12 protein-coding genes are annotated in these 11,551 nt (G+C 68.4%); 10 read left to right on the forward strand and 2 right to left on the reverse strand.

All coding sequences use genetic code 11. The annotated features are described in order from the left end of the window. The first annotated feature begins 20 nt into the window (after positions 1 to 20). The 10 genes from larA to LAO51_10470 all read left to right on the forward strand — a co-directional run bounded on the left by larA (position 21) and on the right by LAO51_10470 (position 10,542). A complete protein-coding gene (larA, locus tag LAO51_10425; protein MBZ5639152.1) occupies positions 21 to 1,256 on the forward strand; it encodes a nickel-dependent lactate racemase in 1,236 nt (411 codons plus the stop codon). Between the two features lie 34 nt (positions 1,257 to 1,290). Beyond that, complete coding sequence (locus LAO51_10430; protein MBZ5639153.1) at positions 1,291 to 2,604, forward strand: nodulation protein NfeD; 1,314 nt, start codon at positions 1,291 to 1,293, stop codon at positions 2,602 to 2,604. 1 nt (position 2,605) lies between these two features. Further along, positions 2,606 to 3,364: a slipin family protein gene (locus tag LAO51_10435; GenBank protein ID MBZ5639154.1), complete on the forward strand. Its 759-nt coding sequence runs from the start codon at positions 2,606 to 2,608 to the stop codon at positions 3,362 to 3,364. A gap of 35 nt (positions 3,365 to 3,399) precedes the next feature. Next, positions 3,400 to 4,446, forward strand: a complete 1,047-nt coding sequence (locus LAO51_10440) for a GGDEF domain-containing protein (protein MBZ5639155.1) — start codon at positions 3,400 to 3,402, stop codon at positions 4,444 to 4,446. Next, positions 4,436 to 4,999, forward strand: a complete 564-nt coding sequence (locus LAO51_10445) for an SPOR domain-containing protein (GenBank protein MBZ5639156.1) — start codon at positions 4,436 to 4,438, stop codon at positions 4,997 to 4,999. Before LAO51_10440 ends, LAO51_10445 begins: the two co-directional genes overlap by 11 nt. Positions 5,000 to 5,100: 101 nt before the next feature. After that, a protein-coding gene (gene prfB / locus LAO51_10450) for a peptide chain release factor 2 (protein MBZ5639157.1) occupies positions 5,101 to 6,253 on the forward strand; the annotation gives its coding sequence in 2 pieces (ribosomal slippage) (positions 5,101 to 5,190 and positions 5,192 to 6,253; 1,152 coding nt in all). A gap of 43 nt (positions 6,254 to 6,296) precedes the next feature. Then, entirely contained in the window at positions 6,297 to 7,361 is a 1,065-nt protein-coding gene (hrcA, locus tag LAO51_10455) for a heat-inducible transcriptional repressor HrcA (protein MBZ5639158.1), read from the forward strand. Between the two features lie 21 nt (positions 7,362 to 7,382). Next, on the forward strand, positions 7,383 to 8,036 hold the full coding sequence (grpE, locus tag LAO51_10460) for a nucleotide exchange factor GrpE (GenBank protein ID MBZ5639159.1): 654 nt from the start codon (positions 7,383 to 7,385) through the stop codon (positions 8,034 to 8,036). Further along, on the forward strand, positions 8,037 to 9,899 hold the full coding sequence (dnaK, locus tag LAO51_10465) for a molecular chaperone DnaK (protein ID MBZ5639160.1): 1,863 nt from the start codon (positions 8,037 to 8,039) through the stop codon (positions 9,897 to 9,899). It begins immediately after the preceding gene. Positions 9,900 to 10,014: 115 nt separating this feature from the next. Further along, positions 10,015 to 10,542: a DnaJ domain-containing protein gene (locus LAO51_10470; protein ID MBZ5639161.1), complete on the forward strand. Its 528-nt coding sequence runs from the start codon at positions 10,015 to 10,017 to the stop codon at positions 10,540 to 10,542. On the opposite strand, the gene LAO51_10475 is transcribed toward LAO51_10470, so the two are convergent. Together LAO51_10475 and LAO51_10480 are read right to left on the reverse strand one after the other, a co-directional pair. Beyond that, positions 10,496 to 10,891: an ORF6N domain-containing protein gene (locus tag LAO51_10475; protein ID MBZ5639162.1), complete on the reverse strand. Its 396-nt coding sequence runs from the start codon at positions 10,889 to 10,891 to the stop codon at positions 10,496 to 10,498. The genes LAO51_10470 and LAO51_10475 overlap by 47 nt on opposite strands. Continuing rightward, a partial coding sequence (locus LAO51_10480) for a hypothetical protein (protein ID MBZ5639163.1) occupies positions 10,888 to 11,551 on the reverse strand: 664 nt, incomplete at its 5' end. The genes LAO51_10480 and LAO51_10475, both read right to left, overlap by 4 nt.

An 11,551-nucleotide genomic window follows, 5' to 3' on the forward strand; every position in this document is an offset into this window, starting at 1 on the left:
TTCCGTACGGAACGGAGGGGATGGACCTCCCGGCGGCGCCGTTCCGCCTGGACGCCGTGACCCCGCCGCGCCCCCCCTCACCACCGATCGGCGACGACGGCATCCGCGAGGCCCTCCTGCGCCCCGTGGCGTCACCCAGCCTGGCCGAGATCTTCCACGGCGCGCGCCGGGTGCTGGTGGTGGTCTCCGACGCGACGCGCACCACCGGATGCGACCGGTACCTGCCGCCGCTCATCGATCACGTCCGCGCCGCCTCCCGGGCCGAGATCCGCTTCGCGGTGGCCAGCGGGATCCACCGCCGGCCGACGCCCCAGGACGTCGATTCGATCCTCGGGCCGCGCCTCGCGGCGGGTCACGAGATCATTCTCCACGACCCCGACGACCGGTCCGCGCTCGAGGAACTCGGGCGGACGCGAGCGGGGACGCCGGTCGCGATCCACGCGGCGGTCCGGGAGCAGGATCGGATCGTGCTGACCGGAGCGGTGGGCTTCCACTACTACGCCGGCTTCTCCGGCGGACGGAAGGCGCTGGTGCCGGGGCTCGCTTCGAGAGCCACGGTCACGGCGAACCACCTGCGCGCGCTGAGGACCGACGGGACGCGCCACCCGCTGGCGCGGGCGGGTCGCCTCGGGGGCAACCCCGTGCACCTGGACATGACCGATGGAGCTTCTCTCGTGGGGCCTCACCTCCTCATCAATTCCGTGCTCGGTGAGGACGGGGGGATCGAGCGCCTCTGGGTCGGCCATTGGCGGAGGGCTCACGAGGCCGCATGTCGCTACGTGCGCGCGGCGCGGAGCGTGAAGGTCCGCCCTCGCGACCTCGTGGTGGCCTCCGCCGGCGGGGAGCCGACCGACATCAATCTGATCCAGGCGCACAAGGCCTTCGAGGCGGGCGTCGCGGCGGTCAAGCCGGGCGGGACGTTCGTGCTGGTCGCGCGGTGCCGGGAGAAGGCGGGGCACTCCGACTTCCTCCCGTTCTTCCGGCACGGGTGCGAGGAGGCAATGGTGAAGGCGCTCAAGAGCGATTTTCGCGTCTATCGACAGACGGCGCTGTCCTGGTTCCTGAAGGCGAGAAGGTGCCGCTTGATCCTCGTCTCCGGTCTCGCCGCGGATACGGTCCGGCTGCTCGGGGCCGAGCCGGCGCGGGACCTCGAGGAGGCGTTCCGCCTGGCGATCGGGACCGTGCGGGCCGGATCTCGCGGCTGGGTCCTGGCGCACGGCAGCCGGCTCCTCATCGAGGGGGACGCGCGCGCTTGACCCCCTTCGCGAGCGGCCCCTATACTCGCAAGGAATGAAGCCAGCCGTGTTCCTCGCGTCGTTCGTGATCCTCGGCGTCGCCGCGGCCGCGGCTCCGGCGGAGCCGCGGGTCCGCCTCGTGGACTTCGACGACGTCGTCACGCCCGTCAGCGCGGGGCGCGTGGTCGACGCCATCGACCGGGCCGACCGGGACGGCGACAGCCTGGTCCTGATCCGGCTGGACACGCCCGGCGGGCTCGTGGCCTCCCTCGAGCGGATCGTGCAGAGCGAGCTCCGGGCGAAGACGCCGGTGGTCGCTTGGGTGGGGCCCGCGGGAGCGAAGGCGGCCTCCGCGGGGTTCCTCATGTTGATCGCCGCCGACGTGGCGGCCATGGCGCCCGGCACCCACACCGGCGCGGCCGCGGTGATCTCCTCGCTCTTCGGGGCGAATCCCGAGAGCGACGTCGGCCTGAAGAAAGCCTCGAGCGACGTCGCCGCGCGGGCGCGGACCCTGGCCGAGCACCGGGGCCGGAACGTGGACGCGTGCGAGAAAGCGGTGCTCTCCGCGGAGGCCTACACCGACGGTCAGGCGCTCAAGGACAAGGTGATCGACCTGATCGCGGCCGACATGGACGACCTCCTGCGCCAGCTCGACGGAAGGGAAGTCCGCCGATTCGACGGGAGCATGACGAAGCTCAGAACCGCGGGGGCCCGCATCGTCAAAGAGGAAGCGACGCTCCGCGAGGAGGTGCTCGGCATCCTCGCGAACCCGCTGGTGGCCTACCTCCTGCTCCTCGTGGGCCTCGGCGGGCTGTACGTGGAGCTGAGCCACCCGGGGCTGGTGTTTCCCGCGGTGATGGGCGTGCTCTGTCTCCTCCTGTTCGCGTTCTCCGCGCAGGTGCTGCCGGTTTCGGCCATCGGCATCCTCCTCGTCCTGCTCGCGATCGTGCTGTTCGTGCTGGAGATCAAGATCGCGTCGCACGGGATGCTCGCGGTGGGCGGTCTCGTCTGCCTCGTCGTGGGATCGCTCATGCTGTTCCGGGGACCGATTCCCGAGCTGCGGCTCCCTCTTGTCGTGGTGCTCCCCGCGAGCCTGACGCTCGGGGCGGCTTGCACGATGGCGGTCCGCCTCGCCATCCGCGCGCGGAAGGCGCCCGTGGCGACCGGGGTCGAAGGGCTCGTGGGCGAGGTCGGGACCGCCGTCGGCGATGTCGCACCGGAGGGCAAGGTCTTCGTGCACGGGGAGATCTGGGACGCGGTGTCCGCCTCGGGCCCGCTAGCGAAGGACTCGCGGATCCGGGTGGTGCGGGTGGAGGCGATGCGTCTGACCGTCGAGCCGGCGGATAGGTCGCCGGCCGAAGGGGGTTGAGATGCTCGGCGCGGAGCTGCCGGTCGGGATCCTCGCGGCCTTGATCGTGGTGGTGTTGATCCTAGTGAACTCCATCAAGATCCTCCCGGAGTACGAGAGGGGGGTCGTGTTCCGCCTCGGGAGGCTCCGCCCGGTCGACTACGGGCCGGGGCTCTTCTTCCTGATCCCCGTCGCGGACCGGATGGTCCGGGTGTCGCTCAGGACGGTGGTGCACGATGTGCCCCCTCAGGACATCATCACCCGCGACAACGTGTCGGTGAAGGTCAACGCGGTGGTCTACTTCAGGGTGATGAACCCCCGCAAGGCCGTGGTGGAGGTGGAGAACTACCATTACGCCACGAGCCAGCTGTCGCAGACCACGCTCCGTTCCGTCCTGGGCCAGGTGGAGCTGGACGAGCTCCTGTCCGGGCGCGAGAAGCTGAACCAGCAGCTCCAGGTGATCCTCGACAAGCACACCGACCCGTGGGGGATCAAGGTCTCGGCGGTGGAGGTCAAGCACGTGGACCTCCCGGTGGAGATGCAGCGGGCCATGGCCAAGCAGGCGGAGGCGGAGCGCGAGAAGCGCGCGAAGATCATCCACGCGGAGGGGGAGTTCCTCGCGGCCACCAACCTCGCGAAGGCCGCGGAGGAAGTCGGCAAGCATCCGATCACCTTGCAGCTGCGCTACCTGCAGACGCTCACCGAGATCGCGTCGGAGAAGAACTCGACCATCGTGTTCCCGTTGCCCATCGACCTGATCAAGGGGTTCCTGAACTCGTGATTTGACGCCCCGAGGTCCGGGAGGGGAGGAGTCCGGTGAGTCCCACGGCGGGAAGCGGCCGAGAGCCGGAAGCGCCGCCCGTCCCGCCGGCTGGCGCCGATCCGGAGGTGCTGGCCGGTTTGCTGGAGGTGCATCGCCGCCTCGACCTCCCCGACCAGCTCCAAGTCCTGGTCGAGCGGGCCGCGTCCTGGACCGGCGCGGACGCCTGCTTCGCCCTCGGCCCCGACGAAGAGCGCCAGGCCCTGGTGCCGGTGGCCACGGTCCGGACGCGGGGGAGCTTCGACCTGACCGGGACGCGGATCCGGCCCACCGAGGTGCGCCAATGGGTCGAGGCCGGGGAGAGCGAAGGCTCCGCCGCGGACCTCTTGGGCGGCGTCGTTCCCGCGTCGAGCGCGATGCTTCCGCTCCGCGCCGAGGCGGACGAGGCCGTCGGCCTCCTCGTGGTCGTGAACCCGAAGAGGACCGGCCCGGAGCTGGAGCGGGTTCGGTCGCTCGTGACCCTCGCCCGCCGCGCGATCGAGAACGCGATCCAGGTCCGCGCGATACGGGACCTCGTCATCAAGGACGACACGACGGAGTGCTTCAACCGGAGGTACTTCGAGGAGTTCCTCGCCGAGGAGCTGTCCCGCGCCAACCGGTTCCACGCCCCGCTGTCGCTGATCTTCTTCGACATGGACGGGCTCAAGCAGGTCAACAGCCTGCTCGGCCACGCGATGGGGAGCCGCGCGCTCCTCGAGGTCTCCGTCCGCGTGCGGGGGAAGGTCCGGAAGTTCGACAAGTTGTTCCGCTTCGGTGGGGACGAGTTCTGCATCGTGCTTCCGGAGACCGAGTGGCACGGGGCCCTCGAGGTGGCCGAGCGCGTGCGCGTGGCCATCGCCGGCAAGGCATTCCTCGCGGATCAGCTCGGGGAGAAGGGGGGGGTGAAGATGACCGCGTCGTTCGGCATCGCCTCGTTCCCTCTCCATGCCCGAAGCAAGGCGGAGCTCCTGGAGCGCGCGGACTGGGCGATGCAGCGGATCAAGAACGGCGTGAAGAACTCCATCGCTGTCGCGGAGATCGTCGAGGAAGGGCATGGACCCTGAGGTCCGCGAGGAGGGGGGGACCGCCCGGGATGTCCGCATCGAGGGGCTCGCCCTGTTCGTCACCGGCGGGGCGATTCTCGCCCTCGTCGTCCTCGCGTTTTGGGCCGGGCGGTGGTTCGAGCGACAGGTCTCGCCGCCTGCCGCCGCCTCTCGCGACGCGTCCGGGCGCACCGCCAAGGACGAGCCGAGGGCCGACGACGTCACGTTCTTCGACACCCTCGGCAGCGGGAAGGCCGCGGAGCCCCAGCGCGAGGCGCATACGAAGACGGCTCCCGCCGAGCCGCCTCAGGTCGCGTCCCCTCTCGCCGCCGCGCGCTCCGGACCGTTCTTCGTTCAGGTGTTCGCGGGGAGGGATCGGCAAGCCGCCGAGGAGATCGTCCGCTCGCTCGGCGGCCGCGGCTACCCGGTGGCCGTGGAAGGGGAGCAGGAAGGACGGGGGACGCTCTTCAAGGTCCGCGTGGGCGGCTATCCCGACCGCGCCGAGGCCCAGACCGTCGCCGACCGTCTCAAGCGGGAGGGTCAGGCCGGAGCTTGGGTGACCCGGCGGGACTGAGCAGGGGTTCCGTCTCCCGCCGAGGCGCACCCTCGGGGAACGGTGTGTTATGTTGAGGGGGCGGGGCTTGCGCAGGCCCGCGGACAACCTAGATTTGCCTGATGGACGGAGGACGGATCGTGAGGAGCCCGGATCTCCAGGATCTCGCCGACCGGATCGAGGCGCTCGCCGAGAAGGTGGACGCGCTCCGGAGGTTCCTTTGATGTGGAACGGAAACAGGGCGAGCTCTCCGACCTGGAGCAGCGCCTGACGCTGCCGGAAGTCTGGGGGGACGCGGAGCTGGCCCGCCAGCTCCGGCAGCGACGATCCAGGCTCCTCGAGAGCATCGAGACGGCGCGAGGCCTCAAGACCCTTCTGGACGACGCGAGGACGTTCCTCGAGCTCGCCCGCGAGGGAGAGGACGTCGGCGGCGAACTCGCCGGGGCCGTCGAGGCGCTGCGCACGCGCACGGAGGAGGTCGAGCTGCGGACGCTCCTGACCGGGGAGCACGATGCGGCGGACGCGATCCTCGAGGTGCACCCGGGCGCGGGCGGGACCGAATCCCAGGACTGGGCCGAGATGCTGCTCCGCATGTACACCCGTTGGGCGGAGCGCCGAGGCTTCGGCGTGCAGACCCTCGACTACCAGGCGGGGGACGAGGCCGGCATCAAGAGCGTCACGCTCGGGATCAATGGGCCGAACGCCTACGGCTACCTGAGGACGGAGAGGGGCGTCCACCGGCTCGTCCGGATCTCGCCGTTCGACGCGCAGGCACGCCGCCACACGTCGTTCGCGTCGGTCGACGTGATACCGGAAGTCGAGGGCGACGTGGGGGTGGTGATCGACGACAAGGACCTGAGGATCGACACGTACCGGTCCTCGGGGGCGGGCGGCCAGCACGTGAACGTCACCGATTCCGCCGTCAGGATCACCCACCTCCCGACGGGGATCGTCGTGACGTGCCAGAACGAGCGTTCCCAACACCGAAACCGCGACGTCGCCATGCAGATCCTGAGGGCCAAGCTCGTCGATCGCGCGAGGAAGGAGGCGGACGAGAGGATGGCCCAGGAGGTCGGGGAGAAGAAGAAGATCGAATGGGGGAGCCAAATCCGTTCCTACGTTCTCGCTCCGTACCGGCTCGTGAAGGACCACCGTACCGGCTTGGAGGTCGGTGACACGGACCGCGTGCTCGGCGGGGACCTGGACGGCTTCATCCGCGCGGCGCTGGCCGTCGCGCGGGAGCCGGGCGAGGCCCGCGCGGGGCGCCCGGCCTGAGCGCTCGCGGCGTCGAGCCGCGGGCGGCCCGGGGCGAGGGACGGTGCCGAAAGAACCAAGAATCCATGCCGGGATCGACCTGGACCCCAGGGAACGGGAGATCCTCCGGTCGGTCATTCAGGCGCACATCCTGACGGGCGAGCCCGTGGGGTCGAGGACCGTGTCCCGCGAGCGTGGGCTCGACCTGTCCCCCGCGACGATCCGCAATATCATGTCCGACCTCGCCGAGAAAGGGCTCCTGGCCCAGCCGCACACCTCGGCGGGACGGGTGCCGACGGATCGTGGCTACCGGCTGTACGTGGACCGTCTGATGGGCCCGGCGAGAATGGCGCCCGCTCAGGCCCAGGCCATCGACGATGCGCTCGTCCGGAGCCGCGGGGAGATCCCGGAGCTGCTCGGCGAGGCGAGTCGGCAGCTCTCGCGCTTCTCGAACCACGTAGGAGTGGTACTTGCCCCGGAGCTGAGGCGGATCGTCGTGGAGCACCTCGAGTTCGTCCGGCTCGAGAGGCAGCGGGTGGTGGCGATCCTCGTGGATCGCGCGGGGGTCGTGCACAACCGGATCCTCGACATGGAGGAGCCGCTGGAGCAGGAGGAGCTCGACCGGATCGGGCGCCACCTGTCGGAACAGTACTCGGGCTTCACGCTCCCGAGGATGCGGGAGGCGGTCCTTCGGAGGATGTCCGAGGAGACCGCTCAGTGCGACCACCTCGTCGCGGCGAGCCTCGAGCTGGGACGGCGAGCGGTGGACCTCGAGTCCGCCTCGGACCTGTTCGTCGAAGGGGCGTCGAACCTGCTCGGCTCGCCCGAATTCGCGAACCTGCAGCGGATGCGGTCGTTGTTCCGGACGCTCGAGGAGAAGAGCCGCCTCGTCGAGCTGCTCAACCGCATCCTCGAGGGAGAAGGGGTCCAGGTGGTCATCGGGAGGGAGAACCCGGTGTCGGACCTCAGCGATCTCTCGGTGGTCGCTTCGACCTACGGTGCCGGGGACCGCGTCATGGGGACGGTGGGCATCGTGGGGCCCACCCGGATGGAGTACGCGAGGGCCATCGCCCTCGTGGAGCACCTCGCGCGAGTCCTGACCCGGCTACTGTCGAGTCCCGGAGAATAGCGACGCCCAGGAGCCCTGGACATGACGAAGAACGACGAGGAGCGCCCCTCGACTGAGATCCCCGGCGATTCCGACGACATCGAGATCCTCGAGATCGAGGGGATGACCGGGCCCATCGCCCCGCCGGCCGACGAGGAGGTCGAGGTCGAGTTCGACGTCCCTTCGGCCGCGTCGGGGCCGGCGGCGACCCCCGCGACGGAGCCGCGGGAGGACCCGGCGAGCCAAGAGCGCCTGATCCGGCTCCAGGCGGACTTCGAGAACCTCAAGAAGCGGATCGAGAGGGAGGAGGCGGAGTTCCGGAAGGTGGCGACGAGCCGCCTCGTGACCTCGCTCCTTCCGGTGCTCGACAACCTCGAGCGGGCGATCGCCACCGAGCGACCCGAGGGGGACGACGTGGCGCTCCGCACCGGCGTCCAGCTGATCCACCGGCAGTTGATCGAGGTCCTCCGGAGGGAAGGGCTCAGGCCGGTGGATGCGCTGGGCCAACCGTTCGATCCCGCGATCCACGAGGCGCTGGCCACCGAGCCGGCGCCGGGGCTTCCGCCGAACACCGTCGTGGAAGAGATCCAGCGCGGCTACTTCCTGCACGAAAGGCTGCTACGCCCGGCCCTGGTGCGCGTGAGCGTGCGCGAAGGTCCGGTCGCGGACGACTCCGGTCCCCGGGAGGGACGGTAGATGGGCAAAGTGATCGGGATCGATCTCGGAACGACCAACTGCTGCGTTGCCGTGATGGAAGGCGGCAAGCCGCGGGTCATCACGAGCCGCGAGGGGGGCCGGACCACGCCGTCGGTGGTCGCGTTCACCCCGCGAGGAGAGCGGCTGGTGGGGCAGATCGCCAAGCGCCAGGCGCTGACGAACCCCCACCACACGATCCATGCGGTGAAACGACTCATCGGCCGGAAGTACGAGTCGCCGGAAGTGGCCAGGGCGAAGCAGCTGGTTCCCTACGAGATCGTGCCCGCCGCGAACGGCGACGCGTGGATCAAGGTGAGGGAGCGCGATTACTCTCCGCCGGAGCTTTCCGCGTTCCTCCTCGCCAGGCTGCGGGAGATGGCCGAGGACTACTTGGGCGGCGACGTGAGCGAAGCGGTCATCACGGTTCCCGCGTATTTCGACGACTCGCAGCGGCAGGCGACGAAGGACGCTGGACGCATCGCCGGGCTCAACGTCCTCCGGATCATCAACGAGCCCACCGCCGCGTCGCTCGCGTACGGGCTGGACGAGGGCACGGCGCCTCGGCGGATCGCGGTCTACGACCTCGGCGGCGGGACCTTCGACATCTCGATCCTGCAGCTGGGCGAAGGGGTCTTCGAGGTCAAGGCGACGTCCGGCGACACGTTCCTCGGGGGCGAGGACTTCGATCAGAGGATCGTGGACTGGCTCATCGAAGTCGCGCGGGCCGAGACCGGCGTCGATCTGCGGTCCGATCGCCTGGCGCTGCAGCGGCTCAAGGAGGCGGCGGAGAAGGCGAAGTGCGAGCTGTCGAGGGAGGAGAGCGCCGAGGTCAACCTGCCTTTCATCAGCGCCGACGAGGGAGGCGCCCGCCACCTGCACGCCGTCCTGTCGCGGGCCAAGTTCGAGGAGCTGGTGGAAGACCTGATCGAAAAGACCCGTCGGCCTTGCGAGGAGGCGCTGCGCATGGCCGGGTTGAGGCCCGAGGAGGTCGACGAGGTCCTCCTCGTGGGAGGACAGACCCGGACGCCGAACGTCGTCAAGATCGTCCGCGAGATCTTCGGCCGGGAGCCGAATCAGGGGATCAACCCCGACGAGGTGGTGGGCATCGGCGCGGCGATCCAGGCGGGCATCTTGAAAGGCGACGTCAAGGACATGGTGCTCCTGGACGTGACGCCGCTGTCCCTCGGCATCGAGACGCGGGGCGGGATGTTCACGAAGATCATCGAGAGGAACTCGACGATTCCGACCCGAAAGTCGAGGATCTTCACCACGGTGACCGACAACCAGTCGAAGGTCGAGGTCCACGTCCTGCAAGGAGAGCGCGAGATCGCCGCGCACAACAAGTCGCTGGGACGCTTCGAGCTGGTGGGGATCCCCCCCGCGCCCAAGGGGGTTCCGCAGATCGAGGTGACGTTCGACATCGACTCCAACGGCATCGTCAACGTCGAGGCGCGGGACACGGCGACGAATCGCGAGCAGAAGATCGTCGTGACCCCCTCCGGCGGCCTGACCGAGGAGGAGATCCAGGGGATCATCGAGGACGCCGCGCGACACGCGGAGGAAGACCGGCGCCGGGCCGAGTTGATCCGCGTCAAGAGCCGGCTCGAAGGTCTCGTCGACAGCAATCAGAAGACCTTCGCCGAGTTCGGCTCGATGCTGAGCGAAGACCAGCAGGGGAACGTTCGCAAGATCCTGGAGGGAGCGCGGAAGGCGCTCCAGAGCGGCAGCGCGGCGGAGTGCACCCAATCCCTCGAGCGGATCGCCGAGGTAGGACGGATCCTCTCCGAGGTGATCCTCTACGACCCGGGCTCGTTCGAGGCCAAGAAGGAGCCCGAGGGGGTCGACTCGGTCGAGGAGCTGTAGGACCGGACGGGGAGGCGTCGCGGATCCTGACCGACTTTCCCGCGCCGCCCCCTTGACGCATTCCCAACGGCGGTGTTAACGAAACGGCCGGGGGCGCGCCCCCGGGGAGGAGCAGGTGCCCGACCGCGACTACTACGAGATCCTCGGGGTGTCCCGGGGCGCCGAACCGGCCGAGATCAAGAAGGCCTACCGGCGATTGGCGCTCAAGCACCATCCTGACAAGAACCCCGGGGACACGGGGGCCGAGGAGAGGTTCAAGGAGGCCGCGGAGGCGTACGAGGTGCTCTCGGATCCGCAGAAGCGGGAACGCTACGACCGCTTCGGACGCGCAGGCCTCGGGGCGCAAGACGGATTCCACGGCTTCGATCAGGAGATCTTCGCGGACTTCGCGGACATTCTCGGCGATTTCTTCGGGTTCGGGAGCCTTTTCGGCGGAGGGCGCCGCCGGCCCGTCCGGCGACCCGGCGACGACCTCCGTTACGACCTCGAGCTGGAATTCCAGGAGGCGGTGCGGGGCCTCGAGACCCGGATCAAGGTGCCGCGAACCGAGAAGTGCTCCGAGTGCGCGGGCCGCGGGGCGAAGACCGCCGATGGCATCAGGCCGTGCCCACAGTGCGGCGGAGCCGCACGAACGTCCGCATGATCTCGATATTGACGCGCACGGCCGCGGGCGAGCGGAGGACGCTGGAGAGCATGGCCACCCCGTGTTCGGTGAACGCCCAAGGGAGCTTGCGGCGGCCGCCCCGGCCGCCCTTTGATGTCACAATCTGTGATATCAAACCCGTAAACTCTTGCTGCGTAAGCTGATAAGCGAAGTCGTCGGGGAAGCGATCCGCATTTCGCTGGACGGCTTGGTTGAGCGCCGAAGTGGGCACTCCGTACAGCCCGGCCAGGTCGAAATCGGGCATCACGCGCTGCCCGCGCACCACGTGGACCATTCTCTGGAGTTCCTCGGGCGCGACGGCCAGATCGGTGGACGGCTTCTTTCTCATGACGCGGTCTGCTCCACGATCTTGATCTCTTCGTCGGTCAGGCCGTACAACTCGTAGACAAGCTGGTCGATCTGGCGGTCGGTGGCGTCAATTTGGCGCTGCATGGCCGTCTTGTCTGACGGGGTTCTCGTCGCTGTAAATCGCTTCTGAAGGTCGAGCATGCGCTGGACGAGTTCGACCATCTGGACGTGTAACTCACGGTCGGCGATTGAATCAAAGCGAATCTGCCTGAACGGCAAGGAGTGCAGTTCATTAGTACCGACGTTGTTATTCGTACTTGTCAGCTTGAAACGCCATTGTATAAGGGTGGAATTGAGAATTCCCAAGAGATACCGAAGATCATATTGCGAGGTGTCACGAAGCGCAATCGAATTCGTGGAATCGGCGAAGTAGGTCGGCGGAGCGACTAGAGTTGCAACTACTCGAAGTCGCTCGTCCACACCAGTTATTCGCTGAGTGGCAAGGCGAGCACGTCGTGCCAGCGCAACTAGATTCTCATTTGCCAAAAAAAACTCCTCTTCGAACCACTCGCGCTCACCTTGCTTTAACTTCTCTCGTCGATTATAGCGCCCGACTTCTACTCCTTTCAGGAGAGTCGCTTTGCTCCGATCAGCTGTAATATAGCGTCTGAATATTGTTTGATTAATCTCGCCGCGCGTC

The organism is Terriglobia bacterium (genome assembly GCA_020073205.1).
Taxonomy (GTDB): domain Bacteria; phylum Acidobacteriota; class Polarisedimenticolia; order Polarisedimenticolales; family JAIQFR01; genus JAIQFR01.